Annotated in this window: 16 protein-coding genes; 9 read left to right on the forward strand and 7 right to left on the reverse strand. The window is 56.7% G+C overall.

The genetic code is table 11. The annotated features are described in order from the left end of the window. Positions 1 to 6: 6 nt before the first annotated feature. The 5 genes from EA20_RS0104750 to EA20_RS0104770 all read right to left on the reverse strand — a co-directional run bounded on the left by EA20_RS0104750 (position 7) and on the right by EA20_RS0104770 (position 4917). Entirely contained in the window at positions 7 to 792 is a 786-nt protein-coding gene (locus EA20_RS0104750; protein WP_235192627.1) for an HpcH/HpaI aldolase/citrate lyase family protein, read from the reverse strand. Next, entirely contained in the window at positions 785 to 1522 is a 738-nt protein-coding gene (locus EA20_RS0104755; RefSeq protein WP_024965743.1) for an alpha/beta fold hydrolase, read from the reverse strand. The genes EA20_RS0104750 and EA20_RS0104755 overlap by 8 nt, the downstream gene beginning before the upstream one ends. After that, complete coding sequence (locus EA20_RS0104760; RefSeq protein ID WP_024965744.1) at positions 1519 to 2283, reverse strand: SDR family NAD(P)-dependent oxidoreductase; 765 nt, start codon at positions 2281 to 2283, stop codon at positions 1519 to 1521. The genes EA20_RS0104755 and EA20_RS0104760 overlap by 4 nt, the downstream gene beginning before the upstream one ends. Beyond that, positions 2280 to 3608 (reverse strand): histidinol dehydrogenase, encoded by a 1329-nt coding sequence (hisD, locus tag EA20_RS0104765; RefSeq protein ID WP_024965745.1) that lies wholly within the window; start codon positions 3606 to 3608, stop codon positions 2280 to 2282. The genes EA20_RS0104760 and hisD (EA20_RS0104765) overlap by 4 nt, the downstream gene beginning before the upstream one ends. A 70-nt stretch (positions 3609 to 3678) precedes the next feature. Then, positions 3679 to 4917, reverse strand: a complete 1239-nt coding sequence (locus EA20_RS0104770; RefSeq protein WP_024965746.1) for an MFS transporter — start codon at positions 4915 to 4917, stop codon at positions 3679 to 3681. A gap of 299 nt (positions 4918 to 5216) precedes the next feature. Between EA20_RS0104770 and EA20_RS0104775 the strand changes: the two genes are divergently transcribed. The 6 genes from EA20_RS0104775 to EA20_RS0104800 all read left to right on the forward strand — a co-directional run bounded on the left by EA20_RS0104775 (position 5217) and on the right by EA20_RS0104800 (position 11812). After that, a complete protein-coding gene (locus tag EA20_RS0104775) occupies positions 5217 to 6287 on the forward strand; it encodes a LacI family DNA-binding transcriptional regulator (RefSeq protein ID WP_024965747.1) in 1071 nt (356 codons plus the stop codon). Further along, on the forward strand, positions 6284 to 7258 hold the full coding sequence (locus tag EA20_RS0104780; RefSeq protein WP_024965748.1) for a nuclear transport factor 2 family protein: 975 nt from the start codon (positions 6284 to 6286) through the stop codon (positions 7256 to 7258). Before EA20_RS0104775 ends, EA20_RS0104780 begins: the two co-directional genes overlap by 4 nt. A gap of 113 nt (positions 7259 to 7371) precedes the next feature. After that, the gene (locus EA20_RS0104785; RefSeq protein WP_024965749.1) at positions 7372 to 8508 is read left to right on the forward strand and encodes an ester cyclase; all 1137 of its coding nucleotides are present in this window, start codon (positions 7372 to 7374) and stop codon (positions 8506 to 8508) included. Continuing rightward, positions 8508 to 9818: a histidinol dehydrogenase gene (hisD, locus tag EA20_RS0104790; RefSeq protein WP_051516330.1), complete on the forward strand. Its 1311-nt coding sequence runs from the start codon at positions 8508 to 8510 to the stop codon at positions 9816 to 9818. Before EA20_RS0104785 ends, hisD (EA20_RS0104790) begins: the two co-directional genes overlap by 1 nt. A gap of 52 nt (positions 9819 to 9870) precedes the next feature. Continuing rightward, positions 9871 to 11184 carry an amidase gene (locus EA20_RS0104795; protein ID WP_038381485.1) on the forward strand — a complete coding sequence of 438 codons (1314 nt, stop codon included), beginning with the start codon at positions 9871 to 9873 and terminating at the stop codon, positions 11182 to 11184. 172 nt (positions 11185 to 11356) lie between these two features. After that, positions 11357 to 11812, forward strand: coding sequence for a hypothetical protein (locus EA20_RS0104800; protein ID WP_369699776.1), 456 nt, complete (start codon positions 11357 to 11359; stop codon positions 11810 to 11812). 232 nt (positions 11813 to 12044) lie between these two features. Here EA20_RS0104800 and cueO read toward each other — a convergent pair whose 3' ends face one another. Beyond that, entirely contained in the window at positions 12045 to 13655 is a 1611-nt protein-coding gene (gene cueO, locus EA20_RS0104805; protein ID WP_024965753.1) for a multicopper oxidase CueO, read from the reverse strand. 190 nt (positions 13656 to 13845) lie between these two features. Between cueO and EA20_RS0104810 the strand changes: the two genes are divergently transcribed. The 3 genes from EA20_RS0104810 to speD all read left to right on the forward strand — a co-directional run bounded on the left by EA20_RS0104810 (position 13846) and on the right by speD (position 16001). Then, on the forward strand, positions 13846 to 14193 hold the full coding sequence (locus EA20_RS0104810) for a YacC family pilotin-like protein (protein ID WP_024965754.1): 348 nt from the start codon (positions 13846 to 13848) through the stop codon (positions 14191 to 14193). Positions 14194 to 14306: 113 nt separating this feature from the next. Beyond that, a complete protein-coding gene (gene speE / locus EA20_RS0104815; RefSeq protein WP_024965755.1) occupies positions 14307 to 15164 on the forward strand; it encodes a polyamine aminopropyltransferase in 858 nt (285 codons plus the stop codon). Between the two features lie 27 nt (positions 15165 to 15191). Continuing rightward, positions 15192 to 16001 carry an adenosylmethionine decarboxylase gene (gene speD / locus EA20_RS0104820; protein ID WP_024965756.1) on the forward strand — a complete coding sequence of 270 codons (810 nt, stop codon included), beginning with the start codon at positions 15192 to 15194 and terminating at the stop codon, positions 15999 to 16001. A gap of 49 nt (positions 16002 to 16050) precedes the next feature. On the opposite strand, the gene EA20_RS0104825 is transcribed toward speD, so the two are convergent. Beyond that, positions 16051 to 16812, reverse strand: a complete 762-nt coding sequence (locus EA20_RS0104825; protein WP_024965757.1) for a DeoR/GlpR family DNA-binding transcription regulator — start codon at positions 16810 to 16812, stop codon at positions 16051 to 16053. Positions 16813 to 16816: the final 4 nt, after the last annotated feature.

Here is a 16816-nt window from a genome sequence, read left to right on the forward strand (position 1 = left end):
CTCCTGTTAATAACCGGACGCGCCGGTAGTCGGGATGTCGTTGCCGCGGGCAAGCGCAATCGCTTCGCGTGAGGCGCGGCCAAGTTGCATAACGTCGTTAGCGGGCGTGACAAAGTGAAACCCTTCTGCGATACGCTGCGCTGCCGCAACACCAGAGGTGCAGAAAATACCGGCGACTTTGTGCTTTTCGCGACACTTGCTGACAACCCGCTCAATCGCAAAGAGCATATCGGGATGCGCAGATTCGGCGCTGGCGGCCCCGGTCAGCGTCAGGGAGAGATCGTTTGGCCCGATAAAAACCCCATCCAGCCCATCGGTATCCAGGATCGCATCTATGTTTGCCAGCCCTTCACGGGTTTCAATCATCGCCAGGGTAAGGATTTCCTGATTGGCGTGCTGAGGATAATCGGCGCCCCCGTAGAGCAGGCCGCGCGCGGGGCCGAAGGATCGGGTCCCCAGCGGCGGATAGCGGCAGGCCGAAACGAAGCGCTGTGCCTGTTCCGGCGTTGAGATCATCGGGCAGATTATTCCGTAGGCGCCCGCGTCCAGCAGCCGCATGATCTGCGCTGGGGTCTCATCGGCAACACGTACCAGCGGCACGGCGGGCGTGGCCGAGAGCGCCTGTAGCATCGTCAGCGCGCTGGCGAAATCGATCATGCCGTGCTGCAAATCGACCGTCACGGCATCGTACCCCTGATGCCCGGCGATCTCAGCGCTGTAGCTGGAAGGGATGGCCAGCCAGCCATTAATGACAGGGCGCTGTTCCGCAAACGCCGCTTTAAGCTTATTCATTCGCATTCAGAGACTCCTTAATCCATTTCCTCACCGGAACGGCCGCTTTATCCGCCGCTTCGAGAATAAAAAAATGCCCAGATGAACCGAGGGTGGTCCAGGTAGCATGGGGGATGCTGTCAGCCAGCAGACGATGATGCGCTGGCGTACATATCGGATCGAACTCACCGTTCAGGATGAGCACCGGACAGGCAAGATGGCCCAGCGCCTCGCGGTTATCGCGACGGCTGATGGCCATTTCGGTCTGCCGGGCAAAAGTATCGGGATCGCTCTCCTGAGCCATCAGACAGAGGAGATCGTGTAGCTGTCGGTTGCTGAGGCTGGATGGGGCAACGTACTGGTGCCAGAGCGTGGCAGAGAGCCATTCTCCGTGTCCCTGTTCGCGGGCCGTTCTGACCGCTGCGCGACGGGTAACGGCATTTTCCGGACGATCCGCCAGCGGATTGACCGAGAGCAATGCCAGCCCCGCCAGCCGCTCAGGCACATCGGCGGCGATTTGTAGCGCGACGATGGCCCCCAACGAGAATCCCGCCAGCAGAAAGCGCGGCGGCAGTAGATGCAGAAGCCGCCGGGAAGCCGCTTCCGCCGACGCGTCGCGGGATAAGGTCAGGCAGATGACCGCCGGAACGTTCAGTTGTGCGATCAGCGGTTGCCACAGCCGGGCGTTGCAGAGCGTGCCGCCAATCAGCACCAGCGGCACGTCACTGTTATCGATAAAGGGCGAAGTCATGTTGCCGTCCACCCTCCGTCCACCATCAGCGCGCTGCCGGTGATCATCCCCGCCGCATCCGAGGCGAGGAAGACGACCGGTCCCATCACATCTTCCACGCGTCCCAGACGAGGCAGCTTTATATTGCTCATCACGTAGCGACGGAAGTCCGGATCGCTCAGCGACTGGCGCGTCAGTTCGGTTTCAATAAAGGTCGGGCATAAGGTATTCACCCGGATGCCAGCCTCGCCAAGCTCCAGCGCCATGGTGCGCGTCAGCCCTTCGAGCGCGAATTTCGAGGCGCAGTAGACGCTGCGCTGCGGCCCGCCGACGTGTCCCATTTGCGATGAAATATGAATAATGGCCCCGCCCTTCTTCGCATCGCGCATGCGCCGCGCAACCTGCTGGCTGACAAAAAAAGTGGCCCGCAGGTTAAGCGCCATCACCGCATCAAAGTTTTCACCGCTCACCTCCAGAAAGGGCTGATGGCGGGCCAGCCCGGCGCTGTTGACCAGAATATCCATCACCGGCAGCTGGCTGAGGGTTTCTTCCACCTGTTGGGAGGCGGTGATATCCAGCACCAGCGGATTCAGCGTCAGTTGTTCACTGGCGGCGAGCGCAACAGCACCCGCCAGATCGTCAGGGTTGCGGGCGACGATCCACACCTCCGCCCCGGCCTGGGCAAGCGCCACCGCGCAGGCGAAACCCAGCCCTTTTGAGCCGCCGGTCACCAGCGCCCGCCTGCCGTGAAGGAAAAATGAGGGTGTATGCGGCAGCGTCATAATTTCACTTTCTCCCTGACCGGGGCTGGCGTCGCGTAAGGCACATCCGTCTGGCCATAGCGGCGCACGCGGATATTGGCCTGCTCGGCGTGTCCGGCGAAACCTTCCAGCAGGGAGAGGCGCGAGCAGTAGCTGCCAATTTCCGTCGTGGCCTCATCACTCAGTACTTTTTGCCAGGTGCAGGTTTTCATAAATTTGCCGACCCACAGACCGCCGGTATAGCGTGCGGCTTTCTGGGTGGGCAGAGTATGGTTGGTACCGATGACCTTATCGCCGTAAGCCACGTTAGTACGCGGCCCCAGGAACAGCGCACCATAGTTGGTCATATTGGCCAGGAACCAGTCGTCACGTTCGGTCATCACCTGAACATGTTCGGAAGCGATGCGATCGGCCTCCTGCAGCATCTCTTCATAACTGTCACAGACGATCACTTCCCCATAATCTTCCCAGGCGCGGCGGGCAATATCCGCAGTGGGCAGTTTCGCCAGCAGCCGCTCAACCTCCCGCATGGTCTCTTTGGCGAGCAGCTCAGAGTTGGTCAACAGAATGGCTGGCGTGGTGACGCCGTGTTCAGCCTGCCCGAGCAGGTCAGTCGCGCACATTTCAGCATCGACGCTCTCATCGGCAATCACCAGGGTTTCGGTAGGGCCGGCAAACAGGTCGATACCGACCCGGCCAAACAGCTGGCGTTTAGCTTCCGCCACGAAAGCGTTACCTGGCCCCACCAGCATATCCACCGGGGCGAGCGTATCGGTGCCCAGCGCCATCGCGCCGATGGCCTGTATCCCGCCAAGCGCATAAATTTCTGTTGCTCCCGCCATCTTCTGGGCGGCGACAATCGCCGGCGCCGGTTGCCCGTTAAAGGGCGGCGCGCAGCTGATAATGCGCGAGCAGCCAGCAACGTTGGCGGTGATGATCGACATATGCGCCGAAGCGAGTAGCGGATATTTCCCTCCCGGCACATAACAGCCGACGGCGTTAACAGGAATATTTTTATGCCCGAGAATTACGCCAGGGCGCGTTTCCACTTCCAGATCCAGCAGGCAGGCTTTTTGCTGGCGGGCGAAATTAAACACCTGTTCCTGCGCAAATTCGATATCCGCAATATCCTGACGGCTCAGCTGTTTAATACAGTGCGAAATTTCAGCCTCGCTCAGGCGATAATCCTGACGATCGTACCCATCAAATTTAATCGACAATTCACGAATCGCTTTATTTCCGCGCTGTTCAATATCCGCAAGAATAAGTTCAACTGTTTCTCTGATCTGGCGCTGAGATTGCTGGCGCTCCTGAATGGGTTTACTGGTTTTTAAAAAAAAGGCCATGCTGTACTCCTTTTAAATTGCAATGAGGGTTCCTCCCGGCAAACCGGGATTACGTGCTTAGCTGTATTAATTACTGGTCGCGTACTGAGGCGAGTTTTCCGTTAACGGATAATTCAGATGACGTCTTTACCTGCCGGTTATTTACCCAGCGCACCGAGAGTGGGGTAATAACGACGGCCACAATAGAAAGCGCGGCAATAAGGAAATAACCGGACGAGAGATTAACGTGTTGCAGCATAACGCCCATCATTACCGGACCAATAAACATGCCGAGCGAGTAAATCGTCTGAAAAAGCCCCATACGGGTGGACTGCTCATCCGGGGTGGTATTTATCACGCTCAGTGACATAAAGGCGGCAAAGGCCATTCCGAAGGAGAAACCAGCCAGCGCCTGCAGGGCATAGATAAGATACATATTATCGGTAAAGGGAATGCCGAGCGTGGAAAGTATCTGCAAAATAATCCCGACGACGGCCGTTTTCATCACGCCCAGGTGGCGGTAGAAAACCGAGCTGCATAATGCGATGGCAAGCGCATAGAAGATCAGATGGATATTGCTTAACAGCGACAGGATCCCTGCCCTTGCGCCCAGCTGTTCGGCATAGATGGGCGTAAGAGTATCGCGGGTGGCGAACGGTACCAGAATCACAATGGTAGCCAGAATACCGATCATCCACACTGAGCGGTCGCTAAGTTGTTTACGCGCACCGCTGATACAGGCCTTAAGCGTGGGAGCCTGCACCGAATCGTGCACATCGTTAATTCGCGTGGTCAGGATCAGTGCCAGCAGACCGGAGACGCAGGAGAGGAAAAATGCGATGTTGTTCTCAAAATAGTGAATTAATAACCCACCGATGCAGTTGCCGATAAACACCCCAACCGGTCCTGCCAGCGCCAGAAGCGCCACGGCCGCTGGCGCCTCTTTGCGATCAAAGTAGCGAATAAACAGGATGTTATATAAAACCCAGGTCGCGGCGGTTACGCCGTCCGCCGCCTTCGCCAGATAGAGCGTGACCGCGTTCGGCTCCAGCCAGGCCACCGGCCAGGTAAAAATCGGCAGCAGCAGGCTGATTTGAATAAAGATTTTGCGGCTTTTCGCCACATCAGAGATGATCCCCAGCGGAAAACGGATAAGCAGCGTCGCCAGCCCGCTGGCCCCCATGATGATCCCCATCATCTGCGGTTCTATGCCCTGCGCAAGCATCATCGGGGCAAGAAAGGCGTCAATACTGTGAATACAGATAAAAAACAGGATGCTGATGATAAAAAAGAGCCGGGCTTCAGGTCGGCGGAGTAGTGCTCGAAACATGGTCTGAACCTCTGAAAATTAATGGTTTTTAACCAATCAAGAACGGCATTACCGGCGCTTCCCTCTGGTTGTGACTCCCTTTGCCCGGTATCGTTGACGGCGTGAAACGGCATGAATACGTATTCAAGTTTGAAGTTACGAGAAGGTTTCAATTTTGTAAAGTGACCTGATTAACATTGTGAGAAAATTAATTTTGATGGTTGCATACGCATGCAAAGATGGTGTAAGTATAAAAAACGCCCTCTTTCTGACGGCGGCATCATCACGGCAGGAAGCGTCCAGCAGGAGGAAGCGGGATCATGAAACGTAAGAGTTTTGCAGCAGTCACCTCACAACAGGTGGCGCAGCTGGCAGGCGTGTCGCAGTCGGCGGTATCACGGAGCTTTACGCCCGGCGCCAGTATCTCTCCGGCGACCCGTGAGAAAGTGCTCAAGGCTGCCCGGGAGCTGGGTTACCGCCCGAACGCCATTGCCCGCTCGCTGAATACCGCCCGCTCGCGCATCATCGGCGTGGTGATCTCCTATTTCGATAATCAGTTCTATCCCCAGGTGCTGGAAGCGCTGGCGCAGAAGCTGGATACCCTCAATTATCACCTGCTGCTGTTTGTTGGTGACCGCGAGGGGAATGTCGATCGGATTTTCGATCAGATCATGCAGTACCGGGTCGATGGCATCGTTCTGGCATCGGTCACGTTGTCGCTGGATCTCTCCGAAGAGTGCCTGGCGGCGGGGATCCCGGTAGTGCTGTTTAACCGCAGCCAGGAGAACGGCATGGCATCGAGCGTGAACAGCAATAACGAAGCGGCAGCACGCCAGATCGCCGAGTTTCTGATGGCCGGTGAACACCAGCGCTACGCCTACGTGGGCGGCGTGGCCGACTCCTCGGTGAATATCATTCGCCAGCGCGGTTATCTGGCGGCGCTGCAGGAGCAAGGCATCAATGATGTGCAGGTGGTTAACGGAAACTACGATACGAAGCAGACTATCCGCGCCGCCTACCAGCTTTTTTCCACGCCTCCAGTGCCCGATGCCATTTTTGTCGCCAACGATCATATGGCGATAACGGTGATGGACGTTGCCCGCTACGAGTTTGGCCTGCACATTCCACAGGATGTCTCGGTGATTGGTTACGACGACACCGGCCCTTCCGGCTGGCCTTCTTACGCCCTGACTTCGGTATCACAGCCGGTGCAGGAGATGGTGGAAGCGGCGGTCGGGCTGCTGATGAAGCAAATTGAAAGCGGCACTATTGAGCCGGAGCAGATTACCGTGCCGGGTATGCTGGTGGTACGCCACTCGGCCCGACGTCCACAGAGCGGCGTCATTGAACAAGAGGGTGTATCCCTGTTTCAGCCTCAGGAGGTCAAATGAGTAGATTGCCCGGCTTCAGCCCCCAGTTTGATTCTATTCAGCAGTTTATTGCCACGCTGACCCACGTCGTCTGGGAAGAGAAAGATATCGGCCAGCTGGCTGACTTTTACGCCACGCCGGTGGTGTTTATTACGCCGGAAAAACAGCTGACCGACCTGTCGCAGTTTATGCGTCATACCCTGGAAGCGATGTACAGCTTTCCGCAGCGCAGCGTACTGACGGAAGATATTCTCTACACAGAAAGCCCGGACAGCGACTATTACGTCTCGCAGCGCACCGTGGCCTCTATTCGCCATCAGGGCGAAGGCTTTTTTGGTGCGCCGACCGGCAAGAGCGTCTGGGTGCGTACCTGGGCCGATCGCATCTGCGCCGACGGGGCAATACGTCAGGAGTGGCTGTTGCAGGATCGCGCGGCAATCCTGGCGCAATTAGGCCTCAATGTGCGCGAGTTTGCCCTCAGCCTGAATAACGCCCGGGAGCAGCTGGGGCTGGAAAACGCCCCGGCTGAAGTGCTTGACGCACGCTGGGCAGGCGGGCCTGACGGGGATGATGTCGATGGCCCGGTTTCAGGCATCATTGAACGCTACCTGACGATGTGGGCGGGCGGCAACAGCGGTATCGTGCCCGGCTTATACCATCCGGCCGCCACTTTATATGCACCCGGCCACTGTGTGGGAACCGGCGAGGCGGAAATCAGCGCCCTGCTCTCTGGCTACCGCGCCTCCTTTGCCGACAGCGAAACCCAGCTTCATCACTTAATTGTGCGAAAGGATGCCAGTGAGCCTGTGCGTATTTCATTGCGCTGGTCACTATTAACCTGGCATGACGGTTACGGTAAATTTGGCGCCCCAACGCGTAAGCCCATTTCTATTACTGGTATCAGTCAGCTTGAATTACGCGATGGGTTAATTATTCGCGAATATCTTGGCATCGATGAATTAGCTATCTGGTCGCAAATCGTTAATCAGTAAATATTACGTTAATTATTCGCCGCAATTTATATTGCGGCAATGCTCTCTCCTTATTCTCAGGGGCGGAGACCTTATTGTCTGAAAATACTCTGTACATCAATGCGGGAGGTCGCATGTCTTCAACTGAAGTAACAAATAAAGCCCCAGCAGCACCCGAAAAAAATAAAATCCAACGTGACGATCCGGTATTACAGATTGAACGCCGCGATTTTATTGATTTAGTGCCGGAGAAACGCCCGCGCGCACAATCTTTACGAGGTTTTGATGAGTGCTATACGGATATTGTTGATTACATTGTCCGCTGTACCCACAAAATATGGGATGAACGCGACGTGGGATTAATTTACACCCACTATACCCATAACTGCGTGCTTTATAACGCGCTGGGAACGCTTTATACCCGTGAAGAAGTAGTGCAGGACACGCTGAAAAGGCTGGTGGCCTTCCCGGAACGCCGTGGCATGGCGACACAGGTAATCTGGAACGGAAATGACGTTGATGGTTTTTATACTTCGCATCTGGTGACCGGCAGCGGACGTCACACGCAGTTCAGCCATCTTGGTCAGCCCACCAACCGCACTTTTGTCACGCGCACCGTGGCCGACTGCATGATCCACGAGAACAAGATTTATCGCGAGTGGGTGGTCAGCGACAACATGTCCCTGATGAAACAGCTGGGCCTGAATACCGGTGAGATCGCCTTCGGTATGGCGAAAGAGCAATTTGATAAAGGCTTCCGCGTCACCGATATCGGTGAGAATGGACGCATGCTGGGACAGTATCCGCCCGAGATGGCGTGCGATATCTCCATCGCCCATACGGATACCGAGGAGCAGTGCCTGCGCTGGATGCATGAGATTTATAACCGCCGGATGCTGGGCAAAATTAAAGAGGTCTATGCGCCTAACGTGCAGTATCACGGCCCGCTGATGAAAGAGCTGTATGGCGTGGCGTCGGTGACGCACCAGACGCTGGCGCTGATCGGCATGATCCCGGACGGCGCATGGCTGCCGCAGCATATCTGCTCGACGCCGTGCGATGAAGGCGGCGTGAAGGTGGCGATCCGCTGGATCATGGAAGGCCATCATCTGGGCTATGGCGAGCTGGGCAAACCGACCGGCGAGCGACTGTTCGTGATGGGGATGTCTCATTATCACATCGTGAACGGCAGAATTATTGATGAGTGGACGCTGTACGATCACCTGGCGCTGCTGGCGCAAATCAACCTCGGTCAGATGGAGAAAGCATAATGTCTGCGGCAACGATTGTTAACCAGGTCACCTGGATTAAACGCCCTCAGGGGCAGGATGCACAAGCCGACCGTTCCCTGACCGATACCGTCAGCGGCATTATTGCGCGGGTCAGACAGGAAGGCGACGCGGCGCTGAGGGATTTTTCACAGCAGTTTGATAAGGTGGTCCCCCAGCAGTTTGAAGTCAGCACCGCTGAAATTGAGCAGGCGCTGGCCGGTCTGGATCCGCAGACCCGCCGCGACAGCGAATTCGCGATTTCCCAGGTCCGCCGCTTTGCCCAGGCGCAGTTCGCCACGATGCTGCCTCTGGAAGTCGAGACGCTTCCGGGCGTGCACCTCGGGCACCGCATCATTCCCGTGCAGACGGTAGGCTGCTACGTGCCGGGTGGGCGCTACCCGATTCTTTCCGCGCCGGTGATGTCGATTGTGCCTGCTACCGTGGCGGGCTGTGAGCAGATTATCGCCTGTCTGCCACCGGGCGCGCATCCGGCGATGATCGCCATCTGCCACCTGGCAGGCGCGCATCGTATATTTAAAGTGGGCGGCGCGCAGGCCATCACCGCCATGGCCTGGGGCACGGAGAGCATTCCGGCGGTGGATAAAATCGTCGGGCCCGGCAACGCCTTTGTAAACGAGGCGAAGCGTCAGGTCTTTGGTAGAGTGGGGATTGATGCGCTTGCCGGGCCAAGCGAGATCTTCACCGTGGCGGATGAGAGCGCCGATCCGCGCATTCTGGCCGCCGATCTGCTGGCGCAGGCGGAGCATGACATCCATACCCGGGTCGGGCTGGCGACTACCAGCAGCGAGATCGCAGAGCGTACGCTCGCTGAAATCGAACGTCAGCTGGGCAACCTGCCGACCTCTGCCACGGCGGGAGAAGCCTGGCGTCGTCAGGGCGAAATCGTACTCTGCGAAACGGAAGAGCAGCTGGTGGCCTTTGCCGACTATATCGCCACTGAACATTTGCAGGTGCATACCCGCGATCCGCACGCCACCGCGTCGAAGATCCGCAACTATGGTTCACTGTTTATCGGCCAAAATGCCAGCGTGGTGTTCTCGGATAAATGCTGCGGGACGAATCATACGCTGCCGACCATGGCAGCGGCACGCTACACTGGCGGACTCTGGGTCGGCGCGTATGTCAAAGTCTGTACCCATCAATGGATTGATGAACAGGGGATCCCGGCTATCGCGGAACCGGCCATCCGCCAGAGCCGCACCGAAGGGATGCAGGCACACCGTCGTGCGGCAGAGATCCGCCTTCGTCCGCAGGATATCGACGCCATTACCGCAGGCACGCGGGATTAGCTGATAACCGGGGCAGGCCTTGTCTGCCTCATTTTTGCCAGGAACTCACTCTATGCGCGCAATGCGTCTTATCCCACCTCTGGATTGTCGCGACGAAATTGCCCGGCGCCTGCAGGCGATTGCCGATCAGCATCACCTCAATGCAATCCTTGGCGTAAATGCCGCCGCGATGAGGCTGGCTGAACAATATCAGCAGCACAGGCGGCGCGGTAATATTCTGGGTCCGCTGCATGGCATCCCGTTAATCATAAAAGATAATATCGCCTGTGCTTCCCTGCCGCTAACGCTCGGCTGTAAGGGACTGGCCTCGCTAAAGGCAACGTCTGATGCGCGGGTCATTCAGCGCCTGCGAGCAGCAGGGGCGATTATTCTCGCCAGAGCCAATATGTCTGAGTTTGCTTTTGACGTTCGCTCGCGCAGCTCGCTTGGCGGCGATGTGCTTAATCCCCTGCAACCGAAGGTGACCGCAGGCGGATCAAGCGGTGGCTGCGCCGCGGCCGTCGCGGCCGGCATGGCCGATGCGGCGCTGGGGACGGATACCGGTGGTTCGATCCGGATACCCTGTAGCTATACCGGCCTGGTGGGATTGCGACCGGCGTTCCGGCGCAGCATGCTTGAGGGCGTGGCGCCCTTATCCATCAGCAAAGATACCGTCGGCCCGATGGTGCACAGCGTGCGGGATGCGGCGATTCTGCACGCCATTATCCATGGTGCTCAGCCAACAGAACCTGAAATCATTTCCCTGAAGTCAGTCCGCCTGGGGGTGATTAGCGCGCTGGCAGGTGAAGATCCCGCTCAACTGAAGGTCTGGCATCAGGCGCTGGATAAGCTCCGGATGGCGGGCGCAACGATAATCGAGGTGGAGCTGCCCATTCTGACGGAGGTGGCATCTCAGCACTGCCTGAGCCTGTATGAATTTCAGGTGGCGATCAACGGCTGGCTAAAGCAACAGCAAAATGGGCCAGCCTGCCTGCAGGCGATTATCGCCTCCGGCGACTGCCTCCCTGAATTTTTGCCGCTGCTGGAGCAGATGCTTATGTGGCGCAGCCTGAAAACGCCTGAATGGCTGAATAGCCGCCGCTTTCAGCGCCGTCTGAGCCTGAATCTGAACCACAGCGCAGAGCACCATCGTATTGATGCTTTTCTCTATCCCACCGTCGCCCGCCAGCCGGTCAGCCTTGAAAAAATGCCGCCGGGTAGCGCTCCTGAGCTGGCAGCGATCAGCGGATTGCCTGCCATCACGCTGCCCTGCGGTCAGGCGGAAAATGGCTTACCGGTCGGCCTGGAATTGATGGCGAAAACGCGGGATGAGTCCTTTTTACTCGCTTTAGCCCTGGGGTGCGAAAGCGTTTTTCAGGGGGAGTGAGTCCAGGTTTCTCGCTGCAAGGGGCAAGGCGTGGTCGGGGGCTGGATGGGGATGGCGTGTTGGGGAGGAAGTATGAATTGCGAGCCAGGAGGGTGTTTATCGCAAGCTTTGCTTCGGCTTCCGGGAAGGCTTTAAGCTTACCGTTTTAGTATTAACATTTCAGGAGCGATTGATGTCGCAACGGAATGTAATGGGAAATCATGTTACACATGAGGCTTCTCCCCGGCCTTCGTTTTTACATTCGTTCTTCGTAGCTGGTACACTACCCGCTCCACTTTATTCGCTGAACTCACCGATGTTAAAGACGTTACGTTTCATCATCCCATTGCTTGCGCTAACCGGCGTTATTGCGTTTTGGCTTATGCCGCACTACTCCGCAGAAGAAGAAAGCTACCATCGCTCGGTATTCTGCACCATCGATCACAGCGATCCGCAGGTGTTCTTGCGTGACATGGAAAAACTTGTGGAGGATGGAAACTCTGGTTACGCGTTACGCCAGTCTCACTATATTCCTGAACTTGGTGAAAAGATGCTCAGCACCTGGCAGAAGCTTAGTGCTCAGGAGAAAGCCGCTATCAGCGAAGATCAGCAGCAATGTTATGAGATTATGAGTGAAAAACAGCGATAATACTTCTGAATGACACTGGCGATGAAGGCTCGCGTTAACGGGCTTTTTCATACCTGACACATAAAAGATGTTAGGTTCATGCTAGTGAAAATACTCCGTTGTCCTAAGTGAAACTGCAACTGCTCACTCAAAGCAAACTTACCGATTTTTAAGCCAGTCACTTTGATGCCAGAATCTCACGCCTCTGGCATCAAAATGTCGTCCTTAACAGCAGCAGGTCAGCCGCCCGGTTTTACGCCTCGTCGGTCTCACCCACAGTAAAGCCCAGCATCATCCCCGTATCTTCATGTTCCAGAAGATGGCAGTGCGCCATATAGGCATGCTCTTTTGTCGCGGTATGATCAAAGCGGATCAGCACTTCGCTGCGCGCCCCTTCCACGCTGACCATATCCTTCCAGCCGCGACGATGCGGGGCCGGAGGTTTGCCGTTTTCTGACAGCAGACGAAACTGCGCGCCGTGAATATGGAACGGATGAAGCATGGCATCGCCTTCGCCGGAAAGGGTCCATTTCTCCAGTTCGCCCCGCTTCACGTTAAACGACGGCGTCGTCATATCAAAAGCCTTGCCGTTGATCTTATTCCCGTTGTGGAAATCCACTTGCCCGGCGGGCTTGCCGTGATCCATCCCGCTCATCGCACCACCATGGCCCTGGTGACCGCTGGCATGGTCTGCTGCGCCATTTCCGTGGCCGTCACCGCTCATGCCCGCCATCGCCGCGTGGCCGTATCTTTCCATCAGCGCCAGCATCCCACGGCGGTCCAGTTCGGGGTCCATAGTGAGTTGCAGCAGGCGGCTGTTAACGTTTTCCCGTGAAGGGAGCGCAGGCACATCCACCAGCTTATCCGGGAGAGTGCCGCTGGCGAGTATGCGTAAAGGCTGGATGCTTAATAGCGGTAGCGGCTGGTTAAAGGGCACCAGCGTCATGCCCATCTGCTGCACAGGCAGGGTTTGCAGATCGAAGGCTTTGCCATCGCGGGTATCCACCAGCACTTCAAAACGTTCGCCCGGCAGCATAGGTAGCTGCTTCAGGGCGACAGGTTCAGCCAGCAGGCCGCCGTCGCTGGCGATAACATATAAGGTGCGGTTGTCGCTGGCGCTCAGGTTGAGCGAACGCGCATTGCAGCCGTTGAGTAATCTCAGGCGCAGCCAGCCGCGCGGTGCGGCGTGATGCGGATAGATAGCGCCGTTGGTCAGCATGATGTTGCCGAACCAACCTACCGCGGCGCTCATCACGTCCAGCTGATAGTCGATTTCATCGCCCGCCTCGTTGAGCCTTTTGTCCTGAAGGATGACGGGAATATCATCCACACCCCAGAGTTTGGGCAGCAGTAACTTTTCACTGGCGACGTCGCGAACCAGTACCAGACCGGCCAGTCCCTGCGCCACCTGATAGCCGGTTCGCCCATGCTGATGAGGGTGGAACCAGCAGGTAGCGGCAGGCTGGTTGGGCGTGAAGCTGACGGTGCGGGTGGCGCCGGGCGCAATCAGCGCCTGCGGGCCGCCATCTACGTCGCCCGCCAGCGCCAGTCCATGCCAGTGGACGGTGGTCGCCTCTGGCAGCGTATTCCGTACATTGATGGTAACGGGCGTGCCGCTGTCGAGCACAATCGCCGGGCCCAGCAGATCGCCGTTATAGCCCCAGGTGGAGACCGTCTTCTCCTGCCAGACTGTTTTCCCTTGCTGGGCGGTGATATTGATCACGCCCTGCGCATCCGCCGTCAGGGTTTTCGGCAGCGGCAGGCTGACGCGGGGCTGCGCCGCCATCAGCGAACGGCTCCAGAGTGGTAACGCGCTGGCTGCCCCCATGGCGGCACTCAACTTAATAAATTCACGACGTTGCATGGTTTCTGTCCTCATCCTGTGGCCAACAGGCTGGAAGCATCCCCCTTCCCCTAACGGGAAGGTCAAGCCTCATCTCTGCTTTCATTGCACAGGGGCCGGGCAGCGGCGGGCCGCTTTTTCCCGCAAAATTGTCGGAAGCGGGCCGATAACTGTGCTAACGTCAGGCAACCGGAAATTGTTGAGAACAGTTATGAAGAAAAGCCTCAAGGCTCTGCTGTTGCTGAGTCTCTTTAGCGTCTCATCGACAAGTTTTGCGCTGAGCGAGTCTGAAGCGGAAGATCTGGCGGATCTGACCGCCGTTTTTGTCTATCTGAAAAACGACTGCGGCTACCAGGAGCTGCCTGACGGGCAAATCCGTCGCGCGCTAATCTTTTTTGCCCAGCAAAACCGCTGGGATCTGAGCAACTACGGCAGTTTTGATATGAAAGTGCTGGGTGAGGAGAGCTATCGCGATTTGAGCGGCATCGCCGTGCCTAACGATACCAAATGTAAGTCACTGGCCCGGGATTCCCTGAGTCTGCTCGCCTACGTGAAGTAACCTCCCACCCGATCCGCCCCCTGCTGATAATTTGACCGTGCAACCACGGTCAGAGTTAGCTATTATGTCGCGCCCATTTTTCGTGGCTGTTATGAGGAAGGAGAGCCCCCACCATGGCCGAACAAGAAATGTGGCATGAAACGCTTCATGCCGGGTTTGGACAGTATTTCTCTGTCGATAATGTCCTGTACCGGGAGAAGACCGGGCATCAGGATCTGATCATCTTTGAAAATGCCGCTTTAGGCCGCGTGATGGCGCTGGACGGCGTGGTACAAACCACCGAGCGTGATGAGTTCATTTATCACGAGATGATGACGCACGTTCCACTGCTGGCGCACGGTAACGCGAAGCGCGTGCTGATTATTGGCGGCGGCGACGGTGCCATGCTGCGTGAAGTGAGCCGCCACAAAAACATCGGGCAGATCACAATGGTGGAGATCGATGCTGGCGTGGTGACCTTTTGTAAGCAATACCTGCCAAATCACAGCGCAGGTGCCTATGACGATCCGCGCTTCACGCTGGTGATCGATGACGGGGTAAATTTCGTCAACCAGTGCAGCGATAAGTTTGATGTCATCATCTCCGACTGTACCGATCCTATCGGTCCGGGAGAGAGCCTGTTTACCTCTGAGTTTTATGAGGGATGCCGTCGCTGCCTTAATGAAAATGGCATCTTTGTGGCGCAGAATGGCGTTTGCTTCCTGCAGCAGGATGAGGCGATCAACAGCCACCGTAAGCTGAGCCACTATTTCAAGGACGTCAGCTTTTATCAGGCCGCGATCCCGACCTATTACGGCGGCATCATGACCTTTGCCTGGGCGAGTGATAATCCGGCGCTGCGCCAGATTGATGCGGAGACGCTGGCGACGCGCTTTGCTGACGCGGGCCTGAACTGCCGCTACTACAATCCGGCGATCCATACTGGCAGCTTTGCCCTGCCACAATATCTGTTGAATGCGCTGGCCGACTGACCGGGCATTTTAAGGGGGTGAACGAAATTGCAAAAGCTTAAACTACATGGCTTCAACAACCTGACCAAAAGCCTGAGTTTTTGTATCTACGATATCTGTTACGCGAATACCGATGCAGAGCGTGACGGATACATTGCATACATTGATGAGCAGTACAATGCTAACCGCCTGACGGAGATCCTCAGCGAAACCTGTTCGATAATCGGCGCAAACGTGCTGAATATCGCCCGTCAGGACTATGAACCCCAGGGCGCAAGCGTGACGATCCTGGTCAGCGAAGAGCCGGTCGATCCTAAGGATATCGATAACTCCGAGCATCCCGGCCCGCTGCCGAGCGCCGTAGTGGCGCACCTGGATAAGAGCCATATCTGCGTCCATACCTACCCGGAAAGCCATCCTGAAGGCGGTTTGTGCACCTTCCGCGCAGATATCGAAGTCTCCACCTGCGGCGTAATATCACCGCTGAAGGCGTTAAATTACCTGATCCACCAGCTTGAATCCGATATCGTCACCATCGACTATCGCGTGCGCGGCTTTACCCGCGATGTGAACGGCGTGAAGCATTACATCGATCATCAGATTAACTCCATACAGAACTTTATGTCAGAGGATATGAAGTCGATGTATGACATGATGGATGTTAACGTCTATCAGGAAAACATGTTCCACACCAAGATGTTGCTGAAAGAGTTCGACCTTAAACATTATCTTTTCAATACCAAACCGGAAGAGCTGAGCCCCCAGGAGCATAAGCGCATTACCGATTTACTCTGGAAAGAGATGCGTGAGATTTACTACGGTCGTAATATTCCCGCCATCGGCATAAAAACGCTGTAACGCTTTTTGAGCGACAGAAAACGGGCGGCCTCAGGGCGGCCCGTTTTGGTTACTGCGCCAGCGTGAGGCGGAATGCGCCATCCCGCAGCGCTTCTCGCGCCTCTTCGCTGAGCTGGGAATCGGTGATGATATCCGTGAGTTCCTGCAGCGGCGCCACGCAAAACAGCGACCAGGCGCCATATTTACTGCTGTCCGCCAGCAATACCCGGCGGCGGGCGTTAAGCAGCAGATCCGCTTTCAGGCCCGCTTTCTCCTCGGTTGGCGTGGTAATTCCCTTCTCCATACTCCAGGTGTTACAGCTGACAAAAGCCACATCGGGATTGAGCTTCCTCAGCAGGCGCCGGCCATGATCGCCAATGCACGACTGGCTGGATTCATCGATACGTCCACCGATGATAGTGACTTCGATCTGCCTGAACGCCGACAGGAACAGCGCGATATGCAGGTCCGATGTGATAACCCGAAGCGGAAGATGCGTCAGCTGGCGCGCCAGTTCAAGCATTGTGGTGCCCGCATCCAGCAGCACCGCGTCGCCCGCGCTGACCAGGCTGGCGGCGGCCTGCGCAATAGCCTGCTTTTCCGGCAGATTACGCTGCATTTTTTCCAGCGTGGTCGGCTGTGAAGGGATAAAGCGGTTCAGCGTAACACCGCCATGGGTGCGGCTGATCACCCCTTCGCGATCGAGCTTAATCAAATCCCGCCGGATGGTGGCTGGGGACGCAGCAATCGCGCTCACCAGCTGTTCGACGGTCACCAGGTTATGGCTTTTCAGATAGTCCATAATCTGTTCGAGGCGACTTTGTCCCTTCATAGGT

The sequence above is a fragment of the Pantoea sp. IMH genome (genome assembly GCF_000599885.1).
Taxonomy (GTDB): domain Bacteria; phylum Pseudomonadota; class Gammaproteobacteria; order Enterobacterales; family Enterobacteriaceae; genus Erwinia.

Coding starts and splice junctions, on each gene's coding strand:
- EA20_RS0104750 (WP_235192627.1), bottom strand. CDS start 792: ATGAATAAGCTTAAAGCGGCGTTTGCGGAACAGCGCCCTGTCATTAAT.
- EA20_RS0104755 (WP_024965743.1), bottom strand. CDS start 1,522: ATGACTTCGCCCTTTATCGATAACAGTGACGTGCCGCTGGTGCTGATT.
- EA20_RS0104760 (WP_024965744.1), bottom strand. CDS start 2,283: ATGACGCTGCCGCATACACCCTCATTTTTCCTTCACGGCAGGCGGGCG.
- hisD (WP_024965745.1), bottom strand. CDS start 3,608: ATGGCCTTTTTTTTAAAAACCAGTAAACCCATTCAGGAGCGCCAGCAA.
- EA20_RS0104770 (WP_024965746.1), bottom strand. CDS start 4,917: ATGTTTCGAGCACTACTCCGCCGACCTGAAGCCCGGCTCTTTTTTATC.
- EA20_RS0104775 (WP_024965747.1), top strand. CDS start 5,217: ATGAAACGTAAGAGTTTTGCAGCAGTCACCTCACAACAGGTGGCGCAG.
- EA20_RS0104780 (WP_024965748.1), top strand. CDS start 6,284: ATGAGTAGATTGCCCGGCTTCAGCCCCCAGTTTGATTCTATTCAGCAG.
- EA20_RS0104785 (WP_024965749.1), top strand. CDS start 7,372: ATGTCTTCAACTGAAGTAACAAATAAAGCCCCAGCAGCACCCGAAAAA.
- hisD (WP_051516330.1), top strand. CDS start 8,508: ATGTCTGCGGCAACGATTGTTAACCAGGTCACCTGGATTAAACGCCCT.
- EA20_RS0104795 (WP_038381485.1), top strand. CDS start 9,871: ATGCGCGCAATGCGTCTTATCCCACCTCTGGATTGTCGCGACGAAATT.
- EA20_RS0104800 (WP_369699776.1), top strand. CDS start 11,357: ATGTCGCAACGGAATGTAATGGGAAATCATGTTACACATGAGGCTTCT.
- cueO (WP_024965753.1), bottom strand. CDS start 13,655: ATGCAACGTCGTGAATTTATTAAGTTGAGTGCCGCCATGGGGGCAGCC.
- EA20_RS0104810 (WP_024965754.1), top strand. CDS start 13,846: ATGAAGAAAAGCCTCAAGGCTCTGCTGTTGCTGAGTCTCTTTAGCGTC.
- speE (WP_024965755.1), top strand. CDS start 14,307: ATGGCCGAACAAGAAATGTGGCATGAAACGCTTCATGCCGGGTTTGGA.
- EA20_RS0104825 (WP_024965757.1), bottom strand. CDS start 16,812: ATGAAGGGACAAAGTCGCCTCGAACAGATTATGGACTATCTGAAAAGC.